The organism is Thermotoga caldifontis AZM44c09 (assembly GCF_000828655.1).
GTDB lineage: Bacteria > Thermotogota > Thermotogae > Thermotogales > DSM-5069 > Pseudothermotoga_A > Pseudothermotoga_A caldifontis.
Window position 1 is genome coordinate 1,242,228 of record NZ_AP014509.1, and the last position, 25,357, is coordinate 1,267,584.

The following is a 25,357-nucleotide window of genomic DNA, read 5'->3' on the forward strand; positions in this document are numbered from 1 at the left end:
CGTAGATTGAACCACGAATGTTTGCAGAATTTCTTTTTGTGCTCTGGCGACGCTCAGATAGAAAGGTGACTGAAGACAAAGAACAAACTTGCATATGACAATCTTCTCGCCCACGATGCAGGCATATTTGATGGCTCACAAAAGTCGGCGCGGTGCGTTCGTCGCTGTTTACCATGAGTGCGTGCCGGATTCCGGAATTTTTGATTTCCCAATGTGGAAGTGTGGTGCACGAGAGTTGTTGAACTGAACCAAGGAAGACCGGAGAGACCTCAAACTGCACTTTAGATGGACCAGCGACAGGTTCTACAGAGTCGACATCAGAGAAACAAAAGACGGATGGACCGTTGAGTTTAGAGTCGAAAGAAGTGACAAACCGATCGTAAAAGATTACCAGAAACCACTCTGGGAACAGTGGATGGAGGAGAGCAACGGTGGTGTTCAGATATTTCAGTTGAGGTTGACGGTAAATTTGTTGGCTGGATGACGCTGGGCATGGAGGGCTGGAACGACAGGCTCAGGATTCATGAACTTCTGGTGCTTGAGCAATATCGTAGAAAGGGTGTGGGCCAGTTGCTCTTGGATAAAGCCAAGCAGGTTGCCAAGCAAAAGGGTTGTCGCGCAATCGTGCTGGAGATGAACAACTTTGGTGCGATCCAATTCTACAAAAAGCAAGGATTCAAGCTCAACGGATGTGACACGACAGCTCATCGCAACGATGATGCAGAACAAAACGAGGTCAGAATTGACATGGTTTACAGGCTAGAAGATGAATAGTGATGGATCGTGAGAAGATTCGCTGAGATCGGCGCATAAACGTGAACGAGGGTTTTCTCGTCGCGAAAGTGTTGGGAAGTTGGCGATGGCATGAAGGTGTCTCTGGATCATGAAAGATTGACGAGCTTGGGAAGCAAAGATAAGCAACTGCGCAGCGAGAAAGTAGAAGATCGCAAACTTTCATTTTGGCCAGTATAACGCGGTATTATGGTTCACGTCAACTGTCTGCGTTTGCTGAAATTCGTCAAAGAATAGATGGAAGGGAAACGAAAGGCACCAAACTGTGAGGGTGCGTGACCCGCTCAGCTTCTCACATTGAATTGATCCAACATGGCATTGCTCAACTTTAGCGAGAGATGCATCGACGAGCATGATCTTTTGTAGTTTCAAGAAGTGTGTTCTTGTGGTTACGCTTGAGAAATTGACCCGAAATATTTCCTTCATCGCAGCTTGCCATGCTGTGCTTCGAAATGCTTGGCACAGGAAATGAGATCACCCGCGCGGGAGTTGATGTGTCGACTTCTGCCTCCAGAGACACACCCACGAAAGATTGTCGGTCGGTGGAACTGTATTCTCTGAATACTGCCGTTCACTCGGTACGCTGGTATCGTTCGCTTCCGCAATCCATCTGAGGTGTCGATATTTTCGTTTTCCATCGAGCGCGTGCGTTCTGCCGATGGTTATCGATGGTCCTTCAGAAATCGCACTGTGCTGAGTCTCTCAAGAGATTGAGCCTACGGTGCAGACATTTACCGCGCTTAGCGATCTCAGCTCATAAAAATGCGAGAGTCGGACGAGCTGCCTCGTTTGCAGAGCACGTTCCACCAGCCCGACTGTGTAGGTGTGCGAATGCTCGGCATGGCAACGGCGACAGCTACGTTAGAGTGACAAGAAATACTTAGTATCGAGCGATCGAACCGTGTTCACTCTATTCAGTAGAACGACGTGAAAGCTTTAAAGCAACCACAAGTCGTCTTGGACGAGTGAAATGGCGTGCATCGAGCGGTGCCGGTGTGAATAACGAAGGTGTGCCGTCATGCTTGAGAGTTTTACCGGAGTAGGTCTCAAACTTGTGTGAGGAAAAGATATTTTTAAGTACAAATAAGCTAACACATATGTGATGCACACCGCATTGTACGTAACAATGATATTTGTAAGGATCCACTTGAAACATGACGCAAACAATAGAATGTGAATCGCTGTTTCGGCTTAAAACATCATATTGAGTTTATATAAGCCCAACAAATGTACGGCACCTGGACGCAGAACGATTCGTGGTCACGGTGAACTCGTAAGTGGTGAGCGTGTCTGAATGTGTCGACGCAGTCGGTTCAGAACGAGGGAAACGACGATGCTTGTGATGCAAAGAAAGGTTGAAGCGTGGCTCACAGGGAGAGGGTCCAATGGGTGCAATATAAGGTACATTATATTGCATTCATCGAACCTGATAACAGAACACAACTGCATCACCACCCGTGGGGGAGAGCCCGCGTTCGCTCTCTCATATTCTCCACGGTGTGTAAGTCGTATGCTCTGCCGATTAAAGCCAGCAGGTCCTGGACTGTAGCTGTACTTGTAATTTGTCAATCCGCGTGCAGGTGGCGTTTCACTCAACCGCTGTTTGGCACGTTGCCAGCCTATCGTGGAATCATCCTCGCTTGAGCCCTGGAATGCACAGAACGATCTGGTTGGCAAAAGATTCCCTCCCGCACATAGGCAGGGTATACTAGTAGTTAATGCAGACTAGTAAAAACATATGGACATCTTTGTCAGGCACCACAACATCATAGGATTAATGCATTGCTATACGTATTGAATTTACGACTGACTCAAAGACGAGCATTAGAAGATGACATTAGGGCATATTCATTCTAATGTATACACCAGATCGATCCTGACCTCGTTCCTGGACACGTCGTCGTTGTGGTACTGGGTCAGGTCGAATCCGTTCAGCGAGAATCCGTGTTTTCGGTAGAATTCGATCGCAGCGTAGTTGCTGTTGTGCGTGTCAAGAACGATCGCTCGCACCTTCCTCTCCTTCGCCAGCTCTTTGGCTTTGTTAATCAACATGGATCCGGCTCCCTTTCCTCTGTATTCTTCGAGCACGTACAGTTCGAAGATCCTCAACCTGTTGCACCAGCGTTCGTACCCAACACTCATCCAGGCTATTATCTTTCCATCAACCTGAACGCCATAGAGTTCGCACTCTTCCATCCACGGCCTGTAGAGATACTCAGAGAAGGACTTGACGATCTTTTCGTTGTTGCTTGACCTTTTCACTTTTACTGTCCAGCCGTCCTCGTCTTCGAAGACCTCGACTTTGTAGAAATAGAACGTTTCCCAGCGATACTTCAGTTCGAAGCTTTTCCAGTCCTCTTTCTTCAGCCGCACGACCTCCACGCACGTTTCACCTCACTCTTGAAAGATGACTGAAACACATCTTCGCTTCCGAATAACGTTCATGTCAAAAGCCTTTGCTAAACAAAGTATCGGTGTGTGAGATGCTTCAGCGGTTGGTATCTATCGCATCGCATGTTTTGAGCATCTACGAAGAACTCGAACTTCTGCATGAAAAACTTCAGGTCAACTGTAACGGTTGCAGGCGCTGTTGCGAGACGGAAGCGTACAACATCGAAGCCACGATTCTGGAATTCATACCACTCGCATTGCATCTGATCGAAACGAACCAGTTCGACTTCTGGTTCGAAAAGGCCCAGCACTTGACGCCAGCCGACAGGTGTGCACTGCTGGTGGACGAATCCATCAAGGCTGAAGGTGGCTGTCTTTTCCACAGCTACAGGCCCCTCGTGTGCCGCCTCTTTTCAGCGAGTTATCTCAAAAGGAAGAATATAGAGATACTTTCCTGCAGTTTTCTGAAAGAAAGTTTATCGCAAAAGCTCGATCAGCTTGTGGACGCACAGCACTATTTCGACAGACTCTACGACATAGACTTCTACCTCGCGACGACGAAATACGACATCAACACTGCCTTCAGGAAAGCCCTCGAGTACGTTGGTATGAGGGCGTTACCGACGGGATATCCTTCCATCCCGCTCGCGAGTTGATCTTCACCATCTCACATTTTCCAATTATAATTATTAAGATCAATGCAGTGCACGTGGCCACCGTGCCGAAAGGGGCTTTCCTGTATGTCGCGGGATCTGACCGAAGGTAGTCTGCGCAAGAATCTACTCTACATGGCACTGCCCACCATGGGAGGATTCGCAGTTCAGGTCCTTTACGACTTCGTCGATATGTTCTGGGTTGGGAAGATCTCATCACAAGCAATCGCAGGTGTGGCTCTGTTTTCCTCCATCTTCTGGCTGGTCTCCGTACTCAACGAGATCATAGGTACCGGCTCGGTATCGATGATCTCTCAGGCCTACGGTGCCAAAGCCTACGAGCGTGTGAACCGCACCATAGAGCAAACTATAGTCTTCAAGATCTTCGTTGCGATAATCGCTTCTGCCATGCTGTTCGTTTTTCTAAAACCATTGATAGCTTTTTTCAGCAAGGACGAAGGAGTCATCGTCGCGGCTCTCGATTACGGTTACTGGAGAATTTTCTTCATGCCCGTCTTTTTTGCGACTTACTCCGTGTACGCGGCTTTCAGGACCACCGGCGAGTCCAGGCTTCCGAACCTCATGATGGCGGTTGGCGCTGTTCTGAACATGATCCTCGATCCAGTGTTCATGTTCGAGCGAGTACCCGGAATCAACGTGAGAGGTTTCAATCTCGGTGTGGAAGGTGCGGCGATCGCGACCGTACTCTCTTCATCCGTGGTCTTCGTGTGGGGTTTGGTGGTCCTTTTTCGAGGCCACGGAGTTGTCAGGATAAGCCTTCCTGGCCTGTTCAGGCTGGATTGGAGTATAGACAGGAAGCTTTTGACGATAGGAATTCCCAGCGCCATCGAGATGCTGTTGAGGAGTCTTTCGGGCATGGTCATGATGAAACTTTTCGGCATGTATGGTTCCGCTGTATTGGCAACCATAGGTATCATGGACCGCGTTGGAGGACTCGCCTACGTGCCGCTCATGGGTTTTTCGATGGGAGCGAGCGCGATAGTCGGCCAGTGCCTTGGTGCCAACAAAACTGACAGGGCGGAAAGAACCGTTCTGCTGGCCGCGATCTACAGCGGAATCTTCGTCTCTGTTTTCGTTGTTCTTGCGAATGTTTCTCCAAGGATTGTGATCGAACTGTTCACGAAAGATCCAGCCGTTGTTCGTGAGGGACTCTTCGCGATGAGAATTGTTTCGTGGGCAGTTCTGATTGCGGGATTTTCCATTTCCCTGATGAGTGCATTCTTCGGAGCCGGTTACACGAAAGCGGCGATGTATTCCGGTATCGTCGGAAGGTGGCTCGTTCAGGTTCCGTACGCGATCCTCGTTGCGGTCGTTATGAGGTTGCCAACCAGTTTCCTGTGGTTCTCTTCCCTTGTCGCCGAACTGGCAGAGCTTTCTTACGCCACTGTTGTCTTCTTCAAGGGCAAATGGAAGCAGCAGCGGGTGATCTGATATAATTCGTCTGGCAAACTATGAGAGTCTTTCCAGGTGGAATGAATGGGATTAGTTGAGATCAGTTTGAAGGATGCGATCGTTGAGTCTCGTTTCTCATGCCCCATATGTTCCCTCGTCGATAGAGCGTTGGATTCCTGCGTCGACAATCTTCTGTACGAACTGGTGAACGACGTTGCTGTTCGATCGCAGCTCCGCTCTGAGGGTTTGTGCCGGCGACACGTTGAAAGGATCGAGTCGTACTTGAGCAGACATCTGGAGCTCGGGTCCATGGGTCTGGCCATCATATACGCAGACATGCTGGATCATCTGATTGAGTCGATGGCGCACAACTTTAAAGTCGAACGCGAGTGGGGTTGTTTTCTCTGTGAGAAAGAGAAGTCGTTCGAAGCGATGTACCTGAAGGCCTTTGTGAGGAACATAGACCAGCTGCTGGAGCCATACAGACTGTCCGAAGCCCTACTCTGCTTCGATCATTACGCTTTCATCGCCGCGAAGGTCAAAGACCCTTCCGTAACCGTTCTGAAAGAAACACAGCTTTCCAAGTTCAAACGTGTGGCTGGACTGCTGAACTCGTTCGTGAGCAAGCACGATTACAGAAACACAGAAGGTTTCACACCAGAGGAAATTCAGGCGCGAAAGGCGGCCGGAATTCTCATGGCCAAGAACTTTCATCATTGGAGGCGTTCACGATGAACCAGGTTGCGAGCTTTGCTGAACGCGTGCTCAAAAACGTTTCACGCGTGATCGTGGGTAAAGACGACATCATCAAGAAAATGCTGGCGACGTTTTTGAGTTCCGCCCACGTGCTCATCAACGACGTGCCTGGAGTTGGAAAGACCATGTTAGCGAGAGCGTTCGCGATAACGCTCGGTTTGAATTTCACCAGAATACAGTGCACCCCGGACCTGACACCTTCCGATGTGACGGGCTTCAACGTGCTCGATCCCAGAACCGCACAGTTCAGTTTCAAGAAGGGCCCCATCTTCACGGATATCCTTCTCGTGGATGAGATAAACAGGGCTACACCCAGAACGCAGTCTGCCCTGCTTCAGGCCATGGCAGAGAAACAGGTCAGCTTAGACGGTGTGACGTACCAGCTGAGCGAGCACTTCTTCGTTGTGGCGACGCAGAATCCCGTTGAATTCGAAGGCACGTTTCCTCTGCCTGAGGCGCAGCTCGACAGGTTCGCGATCTGTGTCAGCCTTGGATACGTCACAAAAGAGCAGGAAATCGAACTGCTGAAGAGGTTGCAGAGATCGCACCCGATAGAATCACTCGAACCGGTCTGCGATCCAAAAGAACTGAGCACCATGAAGGAACTCGTCAAAGACGTGTACGTGGACGATTCCATCATGGATTACGTTGTCAGGATCGTGATGAGGACGAGGAGCCATCCCGATGTGGCGCTTGGAGCCAGCCCGAGGGCGAGCATCGCGCTCGTTCACCTCTCCAGGACCCTGGCGGCCATGGAGGGCAGAGACTTCGTGCTCCCGGACGATGTCAAAAACATCGCGATCGATGTGCTCGCGCACAGGCTCATACTCAAGCCGGAAGCCAGGTTGATGCGCAAAACGAAATTTGACATCATCCAGGAGATCCTGAACACCGAGGAGGCACCGATCAAGGCGTGAAACTCGAGCTCAGGTCGATCAACTTCGACGTTCAACCGCTCATCGTTCTTTCTGTGTCGGCACTGATCTGGCTAATTTTCAGCGCGAGCGTGTTCAGCGTGACGTTCGTTGTACTCTGTGGCTTTTTATGGTTGCACTTTCTGGATACGAAAAGGGCACTTTCACAGCTTGAGGTTGAAAGGCACCTTTCAACGCAGAGGGTCTTCACCAACGAGGAAGTCTGGTTTCAACACGCCGTCGTGTCTCCATCGAAGCGTTTGAAGACCACGTTGCTGGGACAGATCGAAGTGGGAAGGTCGCTGACGTACAACCTGTTCGAGAGGGAAACCCACGTTGGTCCTGAACCGTTTCGAATAGACGTGAGGACTTCTTTTCCAACCAGGGGGAGGAAAATCCTGAAAGATCTTTTGTGTTATTACGAACATCCCCTGGGCTTGTTCAAGATCTGGGCGCAGTTCAACAGTCCTCAGGAAGTGCTCGTGTTGCCGAGATTGATGTATCTGGAGTTCTTTCCAGCCCGTTTGAGAGAACCTCTGCCCGGCAGACGATCCGACTTCGAACTCTTTGAGGATCCGTTGCGGATTCGGGGTCTCAGGGGGTATTCGAACGATCCAATAAAAAAGGTGCACTGGAAGGCATCCGCGAAGTTCGGAAAATTGCTTGTCAAAGAATACGAGCACACGGCCACGAGTAGAACCTTTGTCTTTCTGGATCTGAACATGGCTAAGGAAATCTTTGCAAAGAACGTCTGGGCACAGTTCCGAACCAGTTACGAAGAAGAAGCCGTGCATGCAGCCACGGCCATCCTGTACTGGCTCTCTCAGGGAAACGATGTGATAAAAATGACCGTTGTGGGAAAAGAAGTGCTCGAGATGGACTGGGCTTCACAGGATGGATGGGTGCGCGCCGTGGAGTTGCTCGCACTGTCTGAAGGCACCGACGATGGCCCCCAACTTTCGGACGTGCTGTACTCGCAGATACCCAAACTGACGCTCACCTCGACCGTGGTGATCCTTTCGATGTATCTGACTGATTCGATCCTGCCCGTGATACTCGAGGCGAGGGCGCGATGCGCAAGGGTTTTGGTGTTTCTGTTGCCTTACGGCTACAGAGATCCACGCTACAGGCCCACGAGAACGTACGAGATGTACCCATTGGACATGATCAGACTCAGAGAGAAGGCCAAATTGCTGGAGCAAGAACAGGTGATCGTGAGGATCATCAAACCGAGTCAGACCCTGCAGGAGGTTTTCTATGAAATCGACGAAGTTCACTGACTGGCTCGTCAGTTTCATCGCCTCGATGCTATCACTGCTGCTCATCGGCCAGGGAAGACCCTCTTGGCTGTACGTGCTTCTGCCAGGCGTGGTGTTGTTTCTCAGTTTGCTGTTGAGCTACAGACCGGGCTGCTCGATTCAGTTGCTGTCCGTGCCGTTCTTCTTCGCGAGCTGGATTTTGCTCTATGTGGTCACGAACAATGTGCTACAGGCTTTTCTCACCAGCCTCTGTATCGTTGCCGTGTTGAACGTGTTGAGATCGCAGGGCATGTCGAGCTGGTTGTGGCTCGTCGTGCTTGGTGTCTCGCTGAACTTTTCTTCGCACGTTGGAAGGTTGCAGGCTGCATTTCTGTTCGTTTTCACCTTGCTTGTCGTTCTCTGGTTGAGGGTTCGCATTGAAAAGAAGATGTTGATGGCTTTCGTGGCTGTCTCCTTGCTGTGTGCGATCGTTTTGTCGAACTTCAACTTCTCGATCGTCGCCTGGGCGCTGAAACGATTACCAGCAAAGGAATCGGAAGAAAAGCAACAGATCGTTCAGCTGAAGCCTCTGGGAAGCATGGCGCCAGAAAGCTCACAGAAAGCTGAAAGATCTTCTCGAAGCTTCGAGCTGGTCTTAGAAAAGGTGTTCTTTCCGATCGTACTGTTGCTCTTTGGAGTGTTTCTGTTGACGCTGAGCTTGAAGCTGTTCAAGTTGAAAGGAACGATCTTGCTCTTCCTGATGGGCGTACTGATCTTCGGTCTGACCCTGTCAGTTCTGTCTTTCATATTCTCACTCGTGAAGCCGAAGTTCGAACTGGTGCAGACGAGCCCGGAGACCACTGCAACAGAGACAGAAATGGGTCAAGCGAGGTTCGAATTCGTCGAATCTGCACCCGCAACCGTGACCGAAACGAGGAGCAATGTGCGTGGATTGATCGATTTTTTGAACTGGTCCTCGCTGATCCTGCTGATCCTCGCTTCGGCATTTCTGGTGTACATGACGGTCTACGTTTCAAAGCAATCGGCGGTACCGATCAAACTCGGCGAACCGGGCAAGACGGCGACGGAACAGGATGTTAAAAGCGAAGAACCTTTCCAGTTCGATCGTTCACAGCGCTCGGTCATTGAGGCTTACTGGTGGTTGAGGAACAAATTCTTTGCCAGGCTGAACCACTTAACACCCTACGAAGTTTTGAGACTTGCGGGTGACTTCGAACCTTTCGGCGAGCTCACGCGCATGTACGTGATGCTGCGTTACGGCAACAGGAACCTGACCGATGCGCAGATTGAGGAATTCTACGAACACTTTCTCGCAACTTCTCGCTGGCTCGAGGAGAAGAGATCTTCGCATCGAGAAGGCGACGTTCCCTCATAAAGTAACGATCCTGTGCTCGTCTGCGGCTTCTCTCGCCTTCAACGCCACGTACGTTGCGTAGATGGATTGTTCCGCCGTGACCATGCATCGTCCCCTGCCGAGCACGTGGTTCAGGAAATCTTTGAATATGTAACCTTGTTCCTGATTCTGCACGATACGGGTGCCATCTTCATCGGTGAGTAACACACTTCGATCTCTCACTTCCAGAATTCCTTTGGTTCCGACTATCCTGAGTCTGTCATCGTCGTGGGTTTCGGCACCAAGAGGACGGAGGTAGTCCACCGTCAGTGTAGCGATGACCTCCTGTTCGAGCTCAAACAGGCACGCACCACTGACTTCGAGATCACCGTGGTTTCTGTTGGCTTTACGGGAATGAAGGCCGTACACACTCACGAACCGTTTGTTGGACATCCAGTGAATCCAGTCTATCGCGTGTATTCCGACCCATGCCAGGGTTCCACCGAACGTTTCACGCTTCTTGAAAAATTCCGGCCTTTCGCCAAGCTTGTACGACTTCTGAGCATGGATCAGCCTTATTTCTCCCACAGCGTTGGAATCGACCAAACTCTTGGCGGTCAAAAACCACGGCTTGTACCTGAGGCCAAACATCGCTGCGAAGAAAACCTCATGCTTCACTTCTGAATAGATCTTCTCTATCTGGTGAAGATCTTCAAGGTTTGTGGCTATCGGCTTTTCCACGAAGGCGTGTATTCCCATCTGTAACGCCTGCAGAAGGATCTTTCCGTTCGTGTAGAAGTGTGTGTTTATCACCACCACGTCTGGTCTTTCAGATTTCAGCATCTGTCTGTAATCTTCGTACAGACGGGGTTCTATACGGGCCTGCCTGAGCTTCGAAAGAAGCGGTGTGAGATTTTCTCCAACAACTCCAGGCGAGACCGCAACGATCTCGAACTCTTCACTCAGAGATTCCAGCACGTAGCCGTAGTGCCCGCTACCACCTACGATACAAACTCTAAGTTTCAAGCTCGAACACCTCGCACTCAACCTGCGTAACTCTCTTTGCCTCCGTGGCCCAGGAGAAACCCAGTTCACTGGGAAGCTTTTCAGAATCGAAGCACTCTTTCAATCGTTCTTCGAGACCATCCACCCAGATCAGAACTGGCTCGCCTTCGGATTTCTTCAAATTCTGTGGAAAATCGCGGATGGCCGAAGACAGATGCGCACAATTGATCGTAGCAGTCAGGCTCAATGCGGACTCGAGCGTGCAGTAAATTCTCTCTTCACCCTTCAGGATCGAGACAACGTCCCAGAGCTTTTTCATGCTTGAATGGTCCACAGCTCCATACGGCTCGTATAGACCTGTCCCACGAACGAGGACAAATCTGTTCGCGCTCTCTGGAAAGCGCGGATGGTTGAAGACCAATCGTGCCTTTTCAAACTGTAGTTCGAAGATAGGACCTATCCTGTTCTTAACGGCATGAGATGCGAAGAAGAGGATTTCGGTGCCTTTCGCCTCGATTCTCATCGCGCAGGTATCGAAGCTCTCGATCTCGTTCGCCCTGTACAGCTCAGCTTGAACTGCTTCCGGAAACGCACTCTCCAGCATGTTCGAACCGAGCAGGAACATCATGAAATGTAGAAAATGTGCCGTTGCGTTTGATGCGACGCTGTCGAGCACCCACTTGCCATCGAGCTTGATCTTTCCGGCCCAGGAGGATCTTCTGTAGTATGCGGTGTCTCTGGGCCATAAAACCAGGCTTTTGAACTTCACAGCCCTTCCGAACTTGCCTGAGAGGACGTCTTCTTTGAGTTTCTGAACCGTCTCATCGTGGCACCACTGAAAACCGATCGCCACCACGCGTCTGAATTCGTCTCGAAATTCGATCATCTTCCTGATTTCGTGAACCGTCGCCGCCGCAGGCTTTTCACACAGCACGTGACTACCGTGTTGGAGTGCTTCGCAGGTTTGCTCGCAGTGTAGATGGATCGGTGTGGAGATCACAACGAGATCAGCAAAGGAGTCAGAATAAAACTGGGCCAGGTCATCAAAAATGGCGATCTTCTGGCTCACCAGTTCCTGGTAGATTTCACTCTTCTGGACGAAGGGATCTATGACCGCGATCAGTTCGGTTCCGTGTCCTTTTCCGTACGCGAGCAGATGCTCGGCGTATTTCTTTCCATAACCACCCGCGCCCACGAGTGCGACTCTGATCGGTTCCATGTTCAGTACTTCAAGCCTCCCGCGGTGATACCACGCATGAAGAATCTCTGGAACAGTAAGAATATGATCAGTGTCGGGATGATGGTCATCGTTGAGAAAGCGAGAATCGTGTTCCAAGGTACTCCACCGTATTCTCCCTGGATCACGGCGAGTGCGAGCTGGAGGGTGTAAAGACTCCTTCTGTTAACCACCAGCAAAGGAAGCACGAAGTCGTTCCATCTCCAAGTGAAAGAGAAAATCGCCAGCGCTGCGACGAGTGGTTTGGAGAGCGGAAACACGATCTTCCAGAATATGGTCCATTCGCTGGCGCCGTCGATCTTCGCGCTTTCGAGAAACTCGTCCGGTATATCCTTCATGTACTGAATCGCCGTGAACATACCCGTGGGTGTGTACACGGCTGGCAGGATCAAACCCCAGAGGTTGTTGATCAACCCCAACCTCCTGATGATGACAAACAGCGGCACCATGATGACCTGAGCCGTCACGAAGAGTGTCAAAACCACGAGCCTGTTGAGGGCGAGTTTGCCGATGAACGTACCTTTCGCCAGTCCGTAGCCACCCATGACACAGATCAAAACGGTTATGACCGTTGCGATCGATGCGACAAACAGTGTGTTCCTCAGGTATGTGATCATATCCTGTTTTTGAAGCGCTTCCCTGTAACCTTGAAGCGTCGGATTTTTCGGGAAGATGGTCGGTGGGTACGAATATATCTCTTTCAGACTCTTGAACGAAGAGGCGATCGAATAGTAAACCGGAAGCATGTAGAGAAAGAGCATGACGATCAGAAACAACCACTTTATGTACTTGGCCATCGTTTTCCCTCCCGGCTCAGCGCTCACGTGCACGAAGCGTGAAGACTGCGATCACGAAGGAAATCAACAGGAACACGACAGACATGGCGTAGGCGTAGCCTATTCGCCACTGGGTGAACGCCGTGCTGTAAATATACAGTGGCGTGACCATCGTCGAGTAACCGGGTCCTCCACCCGTCAAGACGTAGACACCAGCGAAATCTCTGAAGACGTGGGCGATGGCTGTCGTCAAAACCAACAGGTTCGTGTTCTTCAGAAGTGGGAACGTTACGTACCAAAACGTCTGCCATCTGTTCGCGCCGTCGACTCTCGCAGCTTCGTGAAACTCTTCAGGCACTGACTGCAGTCCTGTGATGAACATCATCATCAAAAGGCCCGTCATACCCCAGGTTCGCAGCAGCGAGATCGCAAACAGTGCCGGGGTTGGCTTGAGTAACCAAGCAACGGGACTGAATCCGAGGGATTTCAGGATGTAGTTGAGCAAGCCAAGATCGTACGACAGGAGCCATTTGAACATCGTCGTACCTGCGACTGCTGGCATCATGTAGGGCCAATAGAAAAACGCTCTCAAAATCTTAGAAGAAGTGGTCTCCCTGTACAGACACACCGCCAGCGCGAGGGGAATGAAGAAGCACAGCGGAACCGTCATGATCAAGAGTTTTATTGAAACCCATATGGAATTCCAGAACCATTTGTCTTCGAGCAATCTGGCGAAGTTTGACCAGCCTGCGAACTTCGGCGGGTTGAGCAAGTCCCAGCTGAAAAAGCTCATCACGAAGATGCTGAAAATCGGAAGCAGGACGAATATGAACAGAAAGACTAAAGCAGGTATCGCAAAAATGAATCGACTGTTGATCAGTCTTTTCATGCCATTCCTCCCCGATTTTCACAGTATCGAAGGGGGTGCCAGACGGCACCCCCGAAACTTCATTTCTTGCCACCCAGCTCGGCGACGAGCTTATCGTACTCTTTCCTGAGATTCTTTATGGCTTCGTCGAGACTGATCTGTCCAGCTATGACGGCCGAGATCTGGTTCACGATCGGTGTCTGTAGTCTCGAATAGATCGTGGAGTTGCGTACCGTGACAACCCAGTTGGGCGTCACCTCTGCGAGTCTTCCACAAACAGCCTGGACTTGTTTCATGATCTCCCTATCGTAGTCCACTTCGTGTTCTTCGTATGCAGACATGTGGTAAGTCTTCTTCAGATAGATATCGTAACCGAGGTTTTTCCAGCCAACCCAGAGCGCGAACTTGGCGGCGGCTTCCTCTCTGTCTTTCTTACCCGTCTTGAAGGCGCCGAAGAAGCGGCCACCCTCACAGCTCAGCCACTCAACATCCTTCGGCAGGTATGCAGGTACGAAATTCTTTTCAGCCTTGAGCAGATCGAGCGTGCTCCAGCTTCCGGCCCAGAGCACCGCAGTCAAGCCACCCGTGAAGGCCATGTTGGGATCCTGTGCGGCGATCCATTCTGCGGGAACCATGAGGTTTTCTTTGAACAAGTTCACGAATTCTTCGAGCACCTTTTTGGCTCTTGGATCTTTGTCCAGTGTGAAATCCAAATTCTCGTCGAGGATTTTCACACCTCTGATTCCGAGGTAGTTGAACAACCTTTCGGCAGTTCTCTGCATGGACATGGCGTAAGGTAGATTGTTCGCTTGCTTCACTTTTCTCAGCACCTCGACGAACTCTTCCCAGGTCCACGGATCAGATCTGCCACCGAAGGGCGGGAAAGGAACCTGCGCTTTCTTGAAATAGTCCGCATTCACCCAGAGACACTGCATCGTGAAGTGCAACGGCACGTACCTGATCTCACCGTTGGTATCGACGATTCTCACAGCAGCAACATCGTACATTGCGTCCAGGTACTTCTCCGGTGTGATTCCGAGATACTTCTGGATATAAGGTCTGAGGTCGATCATGTACTGCATGTAACCAGGAGCGTACGGATAGGTTATGGTGACGAGATCCGGCAGATCACCGCTCATGATACCGAGTCTCACCTTTTGCTCGTACTGCGCGTACGGAACATCGACAAGCTCGAAGTCTACGTCTGGATTTTGCTTCTTGTATTCCGCGATGGCTGCTTCAAGGCCTTCCCTCTCTGTACCGCCTCCGCACCACACGACCAGCTTGATCTTGCTGGCCATCACGCTGATGCTCAACAGCATGGCGAGCAGAAGGACCCACTTAACCCACTTCACTTCGCACCCCTCCTCTTGGTAAAAGATCCGTAAAAATTTTATCAAAGCCCCCACGACGTTTCAAGTCACTTTCACAACATTTAACAGATAGTGAGCCTCACCTTGGAACAAGGCATCTCATCGTTCAACAAAAAATTTTTATTGCTTGTGTTCATCAACAGCGTTGAAGTAAAATCCTGTGACGGGGGTGAAGAGATGAGATTCGTTGATTGTAAGACTGTCGGCAGTTCGTTACCCATCTTCCTCAAGGGTGGAGAAGTGGGGGTGCTGTTCGTTCACGGCTTTACAGGTTCTCCGCACGACTTTACCTACGTGGCTGAGAAAGTTCACGAAGCGGGCTTCACCGTGTCTGTGCCGCGCTTACCCGGGCACGGCACGTGCGGGGAAGATTTTTTGACCAGTGACGCACGCGATTGGCTCCGTAGAGCGTTCGACGCGTACTACGATCTGAAAGCGATCTGCAGGGAGGTACACATCGCAGGTTTGTCGATGGGTGGTGTGATAGCGATCATTTTAGCCTCTGTGCTGAAGCCAAGGAAACTGATCACGCTGGCTGCAGCGACCCACACGCGCAGTAACCGGATAAAACTCGCGTGGCTCGTTGGATTGTTCAAAGACAGAATTCCAAAACAGAACGTGCAACCACTCGAAGATCCAGATATGGAATTTCTCAACAGAGAATACTGGTCCTACGAATGGCCAAAACAGGCTGCGGAGCTGTACAAACTCATCAGGATGTCAAGAAAAGCAGTGAAGCAGATCGTTTCCGATACGCTCGTGATCGCTGCACGTAACGACGAGCTCGTACCTCTCGAAGCCGCGCAGTTCATATACAACAACGTGCAGTCTGAGAGGAGGAAGCTTTTGATCTTCGAAAAATCTGGCCACGTTCTCACGAACGACGTTGAAAAAGAAGCAGTGGCAGAAGCAATCGTGAACTGGTTGATATCCTGAGGGAGTGATCCTGTGAGCTGGAAGGTGGTCCTGGCGGGCGTCTGCGTCTCGCTCATCTTCGGATTTTCCTTTCTCTTCACAAAGAACGCGCTCGATTACGTGAAACCCCTGACCTTCCTTTCTTACCGTTTCTTCGTCGCGAGCCTCTTTTTTCTTTTTCTTCTGCTTTCCAGAGCGATAAGGCTTGGGAAAAAGCCATACTGGAAACTGTGGAAATTGATCGTCTTCCAGCCCATCCTGTATTTCCTTTTCGAAACGATAGGCCTTCAAAGGATCAACGCGTCCGAGGCGGGTATGATCGTTGCCCTGATACCGATTCTTGTGAACGTGCTTGCCATCTTTCTGCTGAAAGAAAAAGGTGATCGGTACCACTACGTGTTGCTACTGAGCAGTTTTATAGGAAGCGTGTTGATAGTGGGTTTCAATCTCACGAAAGAAGCTCTCCTTGGCAAGGTCTCGATGTTGATTGCGATGGTTTCCGCAGCCCTTTACACGATCCTCGCGAGGAAACTGTCGAGAGAGTTCGAACCGCACGAGATCAGTTTTTCGATGATGATCTCAGGATTTGTCTTCTTCACCATTGTGAGCAAACTGAGCGGTGAGTTCAGACTCGTTCTCAACGTTCACACCATCTCGGCGGCGCTGTATCTCGGCGTACTCTCTTCCGCCGTGGCGTTTTTTCTGCACACCTACATGGTGAAACAGGCACCATCGATCCTTGTGAGCCTTTTTTCGAACCTGACGACGGTCGTCGCCTGTCTGGCGGGTGTGCTGTTTCGGAACGAAAGACTAGGCCTGCAGCAAATCCTCGGTGTAGTGATAGTTCTGGTCTCTCTGCTCGTGATGGCTTACAGAAACCGTGAAAAGAAAGTCGATGCTATGCAGGAAGATGCTGAAAAAACTTTGGAAGAAGATATCAACAGTGCTATTCACGTTGCGTTGCTGAGAAAAGATCTGTTGCTCACCCCGCACGCGTACGAAAGGATGATCGAACGAAACGTGAGCTTTGAAGAGTTGAAAGAACTGCTCGAATCGAAGAGTTCGCGTGCGTTCATGCAGAAGAACGGAAGGATCAAAATAAGCAATGGATCGATCGAAGCCGTGCTTCAACCTTCAGGGAAGGTACTGTATCTTGTGACTGTGATGAGAAAAAGACGAGAATGGCTCTGATGCGCCTCATTCCTGCACTGGTTGAAGCCCGATGGTTACCACGTTTTCCCCCGGAACGAGCTCAGTGGTGGTGACCCCGATGAATTTTCCCTGGGATGAATCGACGATCACGGTGATGGTGTAAGTTCCAGGGCTTATGTAGAGCTTGATTTGTTCAGGCAATCGTTCAAAAGTATTCTCGTAAACCTGTTCGCTTCCTTTACTCAGCGCTACGGTCACCTGAGTGATCTCATCTCCACCGGGCAACGCCTTGGCTTCAACCAGTTTCAATACGATCTCAACTGGATAAATGGGTGGTTCGGACGTTTGCATGCAACCGGTGAGCAGAATCAAAAGTGTCGTCACACTCAGAAAAGCTGAAACGAAAATTTTCACATACATTCCTCCCAGTGTCGATTTTACTACCGTCTGGGCAGTGGTTGTGTATTTTCAGCACACTGGATTTTTCAAAAAAAGGTGCGGCCACACGCCGCACCTTATTTCATTCGAACCAGGCGTACTTGAGGATGACGAACTCTGTTGGCAGGAGCCAGACGTTTTTCAGTTCTTTCCTGTGGGCAACGATGTTCGTCATGTTGTAGAGGAAGATCCACGGTGCATCCTGTACGATCATTTTCTGCACTTCCGCGTAGTACTGCAGGAGCTTCTCTTTGTTCTGTTCTTGGGCGATCCTGTCTATGAGTTCATCGACCTTCGGATTACTGTAGAAGGTGTTGTTATCGCCCGTACCGTTAGGATTGATGTTGTCCGAATGGAACAGCGGGTACAGGACCCAGTGCCCTTCACCCGTTGAAGGCGCCCAACCAAGTAGGAACAGTTCGTAATCCCAGTCCGCTGGGTTGCTTGAGAACAGCTTGTTTATGTAGCTTGCCCACTCCATCGGTTTCACATCGACCGTTACGCCGACCTCTTTCAGCATACCCTGAACTGCCACGGCGACTTCGTAATCGTTCAGATACCTTCCTTTGGGCGTCAACAGTTCCAGCTTGAGGTTCTCGTAACCCGCTTCTTTCAGTAACTGTTTCGCCTTCGCCGGGTCGTACGGATAACCTCCCGTCGAATAGTAACCAAAAGTATATTTTGCGAGCGGTGAATCGGAAGGAATCGCGAGGTTTCTCATGATTGTGGCGCAGAGCTTTTGCTTATCGATCGCGTAGTTGAGCGCCTGTCTGACCCTGACATCGTTCAAAGGTGGTTTTCTCAGATTGAAACCTATGTAGATCACCCTCAAACTCGGTTCAACCCTCACAACAAGCCTTTCATCCTTCTGCAGCACCGGAACGAGTGCTGGTGGGGGGTTGAACATGACGTCCGCATCACCGGCCCTCAGCTGCGTGACCCTCGTTACGTCTTCCGGAACGATCGTGAACACGATGCCATCGAGATACGGCTGGCCTTCCCTCCAGTAGTTCGGGTTCTTGACGAGTTCTATCCTCTCTCCGATCTTCCATTCCTTGAGCATGAACGGGCCGGTTCCGACCGGGTTCCTGCCGAGTTTCGCAGGATCGCTACCGTAAGCGTCGATGGCCTTCGGAGAGACTATCAGGGCTGCTTCGTGTGCGAGCCTGTTCAGGAAGGGCGAATAAGGTTTCTCGAGGATGAATTTGACAGTGTAATCATCGACAACGACGATTTCCTTGACGATGCCTTTGAACAGGCCAGTCCTTCTGAGGGAATTGTTCAGCACGTAATCGTAATACTTCTTCACTGCCTGCGCGTTGAAATCAGCTCCGTCGTGGAACTTGACACCTTTCCGCAGATAGAACGTGTACTCTAAGCCATCTTCCGAAATCTCCCATTTCTCAGCCAGGGCGGGGGTGATGTTCAGCTTCTCATCGAATTCCACAAGACCATCGAAGATGTGGCGGCACACGGTTCCGCTGATGTTGTCTGTCTGGTTGGCCGGAAGCAACGATACTGCATCGGCTCCCATGACGTAGCGAGCTATTCCACCGTACTTTGCACAGAACGACAGTGCAGAGACCAGAAGAACGAGAACGAGCAGAAGTTTCTTCACGATATGCACCTCCCACGCGAGTTTGGCATTATTTTACCACCACAGCCTCATCTGAGCAGGTTTCATGTTGTTAATCTGTCTAAGGCTGACTTTGAACTTTGCCGTTTCACTGGCCAGCTCGTCGAATCGCTTCGATCAACCTCACAACGTGCGCGTTTTCTTTGACGTCGTGTACTCTGACTATATCGGCACCGTTCAGAACACAGTAGGCCGTCACGGCGAGTGTGCCGTACAACCTTTCTTCGGGAGGTGCGTTGTCCAGGACCTGGCCAATGAAAGATTTCCTTGAAGCCCCCACCAGAAGGGGTTTTTTCAGACTCTTGAACTCAGAGAGGCGTTTTATTATCTCGAGGTTGTCCACAAGCCTTTTCCCAAACCCTATGCCAGGATCGATGATGACCCTGTCCTGTAGTCCAATCTCTCTGACCTTCTCGATCCTCTCTTTGAGGAAGTAGAGAATCTCTCTCACGACATCTTCGTAATACGGATTCTCCTGCATGGTCTTGGGTTCACCTTTCATGTGCATCAAAACGATGCCAGGTTTGTATTGCTTGAGGACTTCGATCATCATGGGATCGAACCTCAGCGCGCTCACATCGTTGACGATTTCCGCGCCTGCTTTGATCGCTTCCTCGGCAACCTTCGCCTTGTACGTGTCCACAGAAACGATGACGTCGAAATTCTTCTTGACGAGCTCGACAGCCGGAACAACCCTGTTGAGTTCCTCTTCCAATCTGACCCTTTCCGAACCGGGCCTGGTCGACTCACCACCGATGTCGATGATGTCGGCACCTTCTTCCACCATTCTCGCGACTCGGTCGAGCAATCTGTCTTTCTCGACCCGGCTCGCTGCATAGAAAGAGTCGGGAGTGACGTTCACGATACCCATGATCAGCGGTCTTTCAAAACTCATCTTCCGACCGGATGGCAGCTCTATCTGGCGTGTTCCCTCCTCGAAAAGACAGTACTCTATGTCTCGAGCTATCTCGTCCAGTTTCCAGTAATGCATCATGGAGAGTTTTTCGACAAGTTTTCTGTGCTGTGCGAGGGTTCCCATCGTTAGAACGTTGGTCGAGTCCACTTTCTGCGTGATCGAATGTCTGTGGACCGCGGCATCTCCTCCCGCGGCGAGCATCTCCTGCTTGATCACGTTCGCGCTGATCACCGGAACGTCGTAGATCAACAGGCTGACGAATTCGCCCTTGTTCTGGAAGATGGGTATCGAGGCCGGATCGACCCCAACTCTCGAAAGGTGTTCAATCGGGTTCGTCACTCTCGTCACCAGAAAACTCATTCCTGCAACCCTCCAATAGCCGTTCTATTTTTCTCAGCGAATCTTTCACGATCCTCGCCGTGGCACCCCATATGACCAGATCATCGATCACGAACCTGCACGTCTTTCGACCATCCGGGAAGGTCACTTCTTCGCATCCGGTTTCTTTGAGCTGAGACAGTGCGACGAAGTAAAGATCCTGGACTTCGAACGTGTTCAGCTTGAAGTGTGGGCTTTCTATCACAACTAAAAACGCTTGCACGAAAAGGTTCGATTTACCTGTGACGGTTGAAGACAGCTCACCTAAGAACTTGCAGCTGTTTCTCGATACACCTATCTCTTCTTCGAGTTCACGAAACATGGCTTCGGTCAGCGTTTCTTCGTTTTCGACTATGCCTCCAGGAAAAGCGATCTGGTTCGCGTGCCTGCTCAGTCTGCGCGATCTGCGTATGAAGACAAGGTACGGTTCTTCATCGATGAAAACGATTGGAACGGCAACCACTGACGTCAATCTGTCTCACCGCATTGATTATAGCAAGGTTTCCGTTATTATCCTCTAATTATGTTCAATTTATCGGATTAAGAACTTGACGCGGGTGGTTTTTGGTGTTAAGATTGTAATGAATTTGACACGGAGGTGACGTGCATGAAGATCTGTGTGATCGGCGCAGGTAATGGCGGACAAGCACTCGCAGGTTACCTTGCATTAAAAGGCTTCGATGTTTCCCTGTTCAACAGGTCTGAGAGAAGGATCTTACCCATCATGAAAACGAGGAAGATCAAGCTCGAAGGGGAGGTCAATGCCACAGCTCAGGTTTCTTTCGCCACTACAAACCTCGCGGAAGCGGTCAAAGGAAGAAAGCTTCTCATGGTTGTTGTTCCGGCCAACGCGCACAGAGAAATAGCCGAGAAGCTGGCTCCGTTGCTTGAGGATGGACAGATCGTCGTGTTGAATCCCGGCAGGACTGCGGGAGCCCTGGAGTTCGTCAACGTTCTTAAAGAGAAAGGTGTGAAAAAAGACGTGGTGGTCGCGGAGGCTCAGACGTTCGTCTTCGCTTCACGCATGTCCAACCCCGGAGTGGTGCGCATCTTCAGGATCAAAAACGCCGTACCCGTGGCAGCTTTGCCCGCGTCGAGAAATAAGGATCTTGAGGAGACACTTCTGAAAGTGATGCCAGAATTCGAGATCGCCCCGAGTACGCTCCACACGAGTTTCAACAACATTGGAGCCGTTTTTCATCCGGCAACGATCATCTTGAACGCGGGCTGGGTAGAAACCACGTTTGGAAAGTTCGAATTCTACTTCGAAGGCATAAGTCCGTCGGTGGCGAAAGTTCTTGAAACCATCGATGAAGAGAGGTGTACGGTCGCGAGAAGATTTGGGATCGAACCGATGACGGCAGTACAATGGCTCTCTTACGCGTACGATGTGAAAGGTAGAGATCTTTACGAAGCCATTCACAACAACGAAGGTTACAGGGGCATTCAGGCACCCACAAGCTTGGAAAACAGGTACATCCTGGAGGACGTTCCGACCAGTCTCGTTCCGATCTCGGCCTTCGGCAGGTTGGTCAACGTTGAAACGCCCACGATAGATTCCATCGTGAGACTGGCATCCATCATGATGGGTATCGACTTCTTCAAAGAGGGTAGAAACTTCGAAAGACTTCACCTTGATGGCAAGAGCGTTGACGAAGTTAAACGTGTCATGGAGGAGGGATGGCAATGAAAATGATCGGTGCTTCAATTGGTAGTTGCGTTCACAACGTCGGTTTGCTCAACTTTCTCAATCTGGCGAAGCAGAACGGTTATGAAACATTGTACTTAGGTTCTGCCATCCCGGTGGAGAAGCTCGTGGAAGAGATCGAAAAACACCAACCGGACGTGGTGGCGATGAGTTACAGGTTGGGTGCGGAGGCACTGCGGAATCTGCTCGAAACGCTGGAAGACTCGTTAAAAGTGCGAGGCCTGCTGGATAAAACTTACATATTCGGTGGAACGGTGGAAACAGCTGAAGTGGCAAGAAAATTCAGTTTCATAAAGAAAGCTTTCGACGGGAGTGAGGAACTGGACGAAATTGTTATGTTCTTGAGGGGTGAAGCGAGAAAGCTGCAGAAGCAGGAAGTGTTCCCACAGAGACTGGGTGAGAGGATCAAGTTCAAAAGTCCTTTTCCCCTGATACGGCATCACATTGGTTTGCAAACGCTCGAAGGGACCATCGAGGAGATAAAGAAAATGGCAGAATCGCAGCTCCTCGATGTGATATCGATCGCACCGGATCAGAACTGTCAGCAATTCTTTTTTGAACCAGAGAAGATGGATCCAAAGCAAGATGGCGCCGGAGGGGCGCCAATAAGAACGAGGGAAGATTTTGTGAGACTGTACGAGGCCAGCAGGAGGGGAAACTATCCGCTTGTCAGGTGCTACGCAGGCACAACGCACATGGTCGAGTTCTCGAAACTCTTGAAAGAAACCATCAACAACTCGTGGGCTGCAATACCGATCATGTGGTACAGCGATCTCGACAGGCGCTCGAACAGGCCACTGTTAGAAGCCATAAAAGAGAACATGGAGGCGATTCGTTGGAACGCTGAAAACGATGTCCCTGTCGAAGTCACGGATTCCCATCAGTGGGCTCTGAGGCTGGCGCACGACGCAGTCGAGGTTGCCACAGCGTATCTTGCCACATTCGTTGCAAAACGGCTTGGGGTGAGAGAGTACGTGCAACAGTTCATGCTGGAGACACCTTCTGGGATTTCACCGAGGGCCGATCTGGCGAAGATGATCGCGAAGAGAGAACTGGTAGAAAGTCTTGCCGACGACAACTTCAAAGTTTACCGGATGATAAGAACGGGACTGATGTCGATGCCCGCAGATCACAACGCGGCGATGGGGCAAATCGGTATATCCATGTTCTACGGCATGGCGCTCGAACCGCACATCGTTCACGTGGTAGCGTACTGCGAATCCACGAAGAGGGCCACAGCGAAGGAGATCATAGAGAGCGCGAGGATAGCAAGGAGGGCCATAAACGTGGCGCTAAGAGGATGCGTTGATCCTCTGGCAGATCCGTGGGTGAGGGGTGAGAAGGAAAGAATCGAAGAGGAGGCATTGCAGATAATCGAAGCGATCAAATCCCTCGGTAATGGTGAGGATGAAGATCTGCTCAGGCCAGAAATTCTCTTCGAGGCGGTTAGAACTGGAATCTTGGACGCTCCAGCTCTGAAAGGTTTCTCAGTGGCTAAGGGCGGTGTGAAGACAGCTCTGATCGATGGACAGTGCAGGTGTGTCGACGAAAAAGGAAACTTGGTCAGCGAAAGAGACAGGCTGAAAAAGTTGCTCGAGGAGGTTTGCGAAGATGAGAGTGGCTGTCGTTTATGATCTCGATAACCTTGACGATGAGCGAAAAAGAATGATAGAGGCTGTGTGTGAAGCTCTGTCAAGGGTGCACGATGTTGAGAAAATCCCCTTCGCTGATGATTTTGTCGAGCGCGTCAGGTCCTTCGAAGCGGTGTTCAACCTCTCCACATCGCACCTTCAAATGCACGTTCCAGCGATACTCGATGTTTTGAAGATACCATACACCGGATCTTCTGCCCTGGTGCACGCCCTCTGCACGGACAAGGTGATCACCAAGATCGTTCTACAACATCACGGCATACCCACACCAAAGTTTGCAATCTTTCAGCCAGGAGAGGAGCCGGCATCGATCGATTTCTTTCCTGCCATAGTCAAACCGACCAGGCAGGGTAGCGCGAGAGGAATCGATGCAGACTCTGTCGTTACAGACGAACAGGCACTCAGAAAGGCTGTGAAACGGGTGCATGCGCTCTTCAGGGAACCAGCCCTCGTGGAAGAGTTCATAGATGGTAGGGAATTCAGCGTGGGTATTCTCGCGAATCGTGTGTTACCGATACTGGAGATCGACTTTTCAACTCTACCAGAGGGCGTTGAACGGTTCTACTCTTACAGGGTTAAGCACTTCTTCGGCGAACAGACGCGGTACGTTTGCCCTGCAGAGATGGATGAGGATCTGAAAATGAAAATCGAACGGTACGCGATGAAAGCCTTCCGTGCCCTGAACCTCAGAAACTATGCCCGCATGGATCTGAGGGTCAGAGGAAACGAGCCTTATTTTCTCGAGGTGAATTCCCTTCCCATGTTGACGCCAAATTACTCGGACATAGTGAAGATGGCGCAGGCTGAAGGTTTGAGCTACGAAGAATTGATCCTCGAAATATTCAACGATGCCGTGAAATCAGCTGGCAAATGAACGAGATCCACGAAGCACGCGATACCCATCACTCACGAGTGCCACTCGCGGAGTGTTTTTACGGTGCGTTCGCTTCGTGGAAGCGCTTCCATTATGTAAATACGGTCGTTTGGTCCGTGTGAAGGTAACGTCTTTCGAAAGGGAATGTTACTTTCTGGGTGAAACCCCCACTCTCTGGTCCTCACCAGGCGCAACGATGACGTGATTGTAGTAATATAGACTTTCGATGAGGAAAGAACTGTTCCTTTTCGACGATTTCTACAGATCGAATTTTGGTACCATCATAGGCGTTGACGAAGCTGGAAGAGGTTGCATAGCGGGACCTGTTGTTGCCGCTGCGGTGATCCTTCTGGAACCCCTGGACGTGTACGATTCAAAACAGCTAACACCATCTCAAAGAGAGGCTCTTTTCGAGCAAATACAGAAATGTGCACGGATCGGTATCGGTGTTGCGACGGAGGAAGAAATAGACACACACAACATCCTGAACGCAACCAGAATTGCCATGAACCGCGCTCTCGAGAAACTAGATTGCCCAGAAGCCTTCGTCCTGGTGGATGGCAAATCTTTGAAGCTTTTACAGCAGGGGGCGTGCATCGTCAAGGGCGATAGAAAAAGTGCCTCTATCGCTGCCGCATCCATAGTTGCGAAAGTAACGCGAGATCGCATGATGGAAAAGTTTCATGAGCAGTATCCCGAATACGATTTTCGTGTGCACAAAGGTTACGCAACGAAAGAACACCTCGAAAAACTCCACCGGTATGGTCCCACAAGTTTTCACAGACTCACTTTCAGGCCTGTCCTGGAACTGCTGAACGAAGAATTACTCACAAAGCTCGTTCGAAAGGATTCAGACCGTTTCATCGCGGTTTTGCGAAAACTGCATCGACTTGTTTCCTCTACTTAGCTCCCATTAAC

General features: G+C 50.5%; 23 protein-coding genes. 13 read left to right on the forward strand and 10 right to left on the reverse strand.

Annotation, left to right across the window (positions count from 1 at the left end; genetic code table 11):
- Window positions 1–411: 411 nt before the first annotated feature.
- Window positions 412–774, forward strand: a complete 363-nt coding sequence (locus TSP01S_RS06235) for a GNAT family N-acetyltransferase (protein WP_171816808.1) — start codon at window positions 412–414, stop codon at window positions 772–774.
- A 1,866-nt stretch (window positions 775–2,640) separates the two neighbouring features.
- Here TSP01S_RS06235 and TSP01S_RS10090 read toward each other — a convergent pair.
- Window positions 2,641–3,165 (reverse strand): GNAT family N-acetyltransferase, encoded by a 525-nt coding sequence (locus tag TSP01S_RS10090; protein WP_144380643.1) that lies wholly within the window; start codon window positions 3,163–3,165, stop codon window positions 2,641–2,643.
- A gap of 110 nt (window positions 3,166–3,275) precedes the next feature.
- Here TSP01S_RS10090 and TSP01S_RS06245 point away from each other — a divergent pair, with 110 nt between their 5' ends.
- From TSP01S_RS06245 to TSP01S_RS06270, 6 genes are all read left to right on the forward strand, one after another.
- Window positions 3,276–3,839 (forward strand): YkgJ family cysteine cluster protein, encoded by a 564-nt coding sequence (locus TSP01S_RS06245; protein ID WP_070098360.1) that lies wholly within the window; start codon window positions 3,276–3,278, stop codon window positions 3,837–3,839.
- 84 nt (window positions 3,840–3,923) lie between these two features.
- Window positions 3,924–5,288: an MATE family efflux transporter gene (locus tag TSP01S_RS06250; RefSeq protein WP_041077264.1), complete on the forward strand. Its 1,365-nt coding sequence runs from the start codon at window positions 3,924–3,926 to the stop codon at window positions 5,286–5,288.
- A 45-nt stretch (window positions 5,289–5,333) separates the two neighbouring features.
- Window positions 5,334–5,984: a DUF6062 family protein gene (locus tag TSP01S_RS06255; protein WP_041077265.1), complete on the forward strand. Its 651-nt coding sequence runs from the start codon at window positions 5,334–5,336 to the stop codon at window positions 5,982–5,984.
- Window positions 5,981–6,922 (forward strand): AAA family ATPase, encoded by a 942-nt coding sequence (locus tag TSP01S_RS06260; RefSeq protein ID WP_041077266.1) that lies wholly within the window; start codon window positions 5,981–5,983, stop codon window positions 6,920–6,922. The genes TSP01S_RS06255 and TSP01S_RS06260 overlap by 4 nt, the downstream gene beginning before the upstream one ends.
- Window positions 6,919–8,199 carry a DUF58 domain-containing protein gene (locus tag TSP01S_RS06265; protein WP_041077267.1) on the forward strand — a complete coding sequence of 427 codons (1,281 nt, stop codon included), beginning with the start codon at window positions 6,919–6,921 and terminating at the stop codon, window positions 8,197–8,199. Before TSP01S_RS06260 ends, TSP01S_RS06265 begins: the two co-directional genes overlap by 4 nt.
- Window positions 8,177–9,553, forward strand: coding sequence for a DUF4129 domain-containing protein (locus TSP01S_RS06270; protein ID WP_041077268.1), 1,377 nt, complete (start codon window positions 8,177–8,179; stop codon window positions 9,551–9,553). The genes TSP01S_RS06265 and TSP01S_RS06270 overlap by 23 nt, the downstream gene beginning before the upstream one ends.
- Here the strand turns inward: TSP01S_RS06270 and TSP01S_RS06275 are convergent.
- From TSP01S_RS06275 to TSP01S_RS06295, 5 genes are read right to left on the reverse strand one after another with little or no spacing between them, the layout of a single operon-like run.
- Window positions 9,548–10,537, reverse strand: coding sequence for a Gfo/Idh/MocA family protein (locus TSP01S_RS06275; RefSeq protein WP_041077269.1), 990 nt, complete (start codon window positions 10,535–10,537; stop codon window positions 9,548–9,550). The two genes, TSP01S_RS06270 and TSP01S_RS06275, sit on opposite strands and share 6 nt — an antisense overlap.
- The gene (locus tag TSP01S_RS06280; protein WP_041077270.1) at window positions 10,527–11,735 is read right to left on the reverse strand and encodes a Gfo/Idh/MocA family protein; all 1,209 of its coding nucleotides are present in this window, start codon (window positions 11,733–11,735) and stop codon (window positions 10,527–10,529) included. The genes TSP01S_RS06275 and TSP01S_RS06280 overlap by 11 nt, the downstream gene beginning before the upstream one ends.
- A 2-nt stretch (window positions 11,736–11,737) precedes the next feature.
- Window positions 11,738–12,550, reverse strand: coding sequence for a carbohydrate ABC transporter permease (locus tag TSP01S_RS06285; protein ID WP_041077271.1), 813 nt, complete (start codon window positions 12,548–12,550; stop codon window positions 11,738–11,740).
- 16 nt (window positions 12,551–12,566) lie between these two features.
- Window positions 12,567–13,418, reverse strand: a complete 852-nt coding sequence (locus TSP01S_RS06290) for a carbohydrate ABC transporter permease (protein ID WP_041077272.1) — start codon at window positions 13,416–13,418, stop codon at window positions 12,567–12,569.
- A 59-nt stretch (window positions 13,419–13,477) separates the two neighbouring features.
- Complete coding sequence (locus TSP01S_RS06295) at window positions 13,478–14,752, reverse strand: ABC transporter substrate-binding protein (protein WP_041077273.1); 1,275 nt, start codon at window positions 14,750–14,752, stop codon at window positions 13,478–13,480.
- 195 nt (window positions 14,753–14,947) lie between these two features.
- Between TSP01S_RS06295 and TSP01S_RS06300 the strand changes: the two genes are divergently transcribed.
- Window positions 14,948–15,706: an alpha/beta hydrolase gene (locus TSP01S_RS06300; protein ID WP_041077274.1), complete on the forward strand. Its 759-nt coding sequence runs from the start codon at window positions 14,948–14,950 to the stop codon at window positions 15,704–15,706.
- 12 nt (window positions 15,707–15,718) lie between these two features.
- Window positions 15,719–16,876, forward strand: coding sequence for an EamA family transporter (locus TSP01S_RS06305; RefSeq protein WP_070098361.1), 1,158 nt, complete (start codon window positions 15,719–15,721; stop codon window positions 16,874–16,876).
- A gap of 6 nt (window positions 16,877–16,882) precedes the next feature.
- Here the strand turns inward: TSP01S_RS06305 and TSP01S_RS06310 are convergent, their stop codons facing one another.
- From TSP01S_RS06310 to TSP01S_RS10095, 4 genes are all read right to left on the reverse strand, one after another.
- Complete coding sequence (locus tag TSP01S_RS06310) at window positions 16,883–17,251, reverse strand: hypothetical protein (RefSeq protein WP_041077275.1); 369 nt, start codon at window positions 17,249–17,251, stop codon at window positions 16,883–16,885.
- A gap of 106 nt (window positions 17,252–17,357) precedes the next feature.
- Window positions 17,358–18,893: a glutathione ABC transporter substrate-binding protein gene (locus TSP01S_RS06315; RefSeq protein ID WP_052463531.1), complete on the reverse strand. Its 1,536-nt coding sequence runs from the start codon at window positions 18,891–18,893 to the stop codon at window positions 17,358–17,360.
- Between the two features lie 106 nt (window positions 18,894–18,999).
- A complete protein-coding gene (gene folP, locus TSP01S_RS06320; RefSeq protein ID WP_082021664.1) occupies window positions 19,000–20,187 on the reverse strand; it encodes a dihydropteroate synthase in 1,188 nt (395 codons plus the stop codon).
- On the reverse strand, window positions 20,150–20,668 hold the full coding sequence (locus tag TSP01S_RS10095) for an NUDIX hydrolase (protein WP_231848626.1): 519 nt from the start codon (window positions 20,666–20,668) through the stop codon (window positions 20,150–20,152). Before TSP01S_RS10095 ends, folP begins: the two co-directional genes overlap by 38 nt.
- A 144-nt stretch (window positions 20,669–20,812) precedes the next feature.
- On the opposite strand from TSP01S_RS10095, the gene TSP01S_RS06330 reads away from it, so the two are divergent.
- The 4 genes from TSP01S_RS06330 (at window position 20,813) to TSP01S_RS06345 (ending at window position 25,346) form a co-directional block, all read left to right on the forward strand.
- A complete protein-coding gene (locus tag TSP01S_RS06330) occupies window positions 20,813–21,895 on the forward strand; it encodes an NAD/NADP-dependent octopine/nopaline dehydrogenase family protein (protein WP_041077276.1) in 1,083 nt (360 codons plus the stop codon).
- Window positions 21,892–23,547: a cobalamin-dependent protein gene (locus TSP01S_RS06335; RefSeq protein WP_041077277.1), complete on the forward strand. Its 1,656-nt coding sequence runs from the start codon at window positions 21,892–21,894 to the stop codon at window positions 23,545–23,547. The genes TSP01S_RS06330 and TSP01S_RS06335 overlap by 4 nt, the downstream gene beginning before the upstream one ends.
- Window positions 23,525–24,439, forward strand: coding sequence for a D-alanine--D-alanine ligase family protein (locus TSP01S_RS06340; protein ID WP_041077278.1), 915 nt, complete (start codon window positions 23,525–23,527; stop codon window positions 24,437–24,439). The genes TSP01S_RS06335 and TSP01S_RS06340 overlap by 23 nt, the downstream gene beginning before the upstream one ends.
- Window positions 24,440–24,665: 226 nt before the next feature.
- Window positions 24,666–25,346, forward strand: coding sequence for a ribonuclease HII (locus TSP01S_RS06345; RefSeq protein WP_041077279.1), 681 nt, complete (start codon window positions 24,666–24,668; stop codon window positions 25,344–25,346).
- Window positions 25,347–25,357 lie beyond the last annotated feature (11 nt).

Coding starts and splice junctions, on each gene's coding strand:
- TSP01S_RS06300 (WP_041077274.1), top strand. CDS start 14,948: ATGAGATTCGTTGATTGTAAGACTGTCGGCAGTTCGTTACCCATCTTC.
- folP (WP_082021664.1), bottom strand. CDS start 20,187: ATGAGTTTTCTGGTGACGAGAGTGACGAACCCGATTGAACACCTTTCG.
- TSP01S_RS06290 (WP_041077272.1), bottom strand. CDS start 13,418: ATGAAAAGACTGATCAACAGTCGATTCATTTTTGCGATACCTGCTTTA.
- TSP01S_RS06260 (WP_041077266.1), top strand. CDS start 5,981: ATGAACCAGGTTGCGAGCTTTGCTGAACGCGTGCTCAAAAACGTTTCA.
- TSP01S_RS06280 (WP_041077270.1), bottom strand. CDS start 11,735: ATGGAACCGATCAGAGTCGCACTCGTGGGCGCGGGTGGTTATGGAAAG.
- TSP01S_RS06270 (WP_041077268.1), top strand. CDS start 8,177: ATGAAATCGACGAAGTTCACTGACTGGCTCGTCAGTTTCATCGCCTCG.
- TSP01S_RS06330 (WP_041077276.1), top strand. CDS start 20,813: ATGAAGATCTGTGTGATCGGCGCAGGTAATGGCGGACAAGCACTCGCA.
- TSP01S_RS06250 (WP_041077264.1), top strand. CDS start 3,924: ATGTCGCGGGATCTGACCGAAGGTAGTCTGCGCAAGAATCTACTCTAC.
- TSP01S_RS06335 (WP_041077277.1), top strand. CDS start 21,892: ATGAAAATGATCGGTGCTTCAATTGGTAGTTGCGTTCACAACGTCGGT.
- TSP01S_RS06285 (WP_041077271.1), bottom strand. CDS start 12,550: ATGGCCAAGTACATAAAGTGGTTGTTTCTGATCGTCATGCTCTTTCTC.
- TSP01S_RS06345 (WP_041077279.1), top strand. CDS start 24,666: ATGAGGAAAGAACTGTTCCTTTTCGACGATTTCTACAGATCGAATTTT.
- TSP01S_RS06340 (WP_041077278.1), top strand. CDS start 23,525: ATGAGAGTGGCTGTCGTTTATGATCTCGATAACCTTGACGATGAGCGA.
- TSP01S_RS06245 (WP_070098360.1), top strand. CDS start 3,276: ATGCTTCAGCGGTTGGTATCTATCGCATCGCATGTTTTGAGCATCTAC.
- TSP01S_RS06255 (WP_041077265.1), top strand. CDS start 5,334: ATGGGATTAGTTGAGATCAGTTTGAAGGATGCGATCGTTGAGTCTCGT.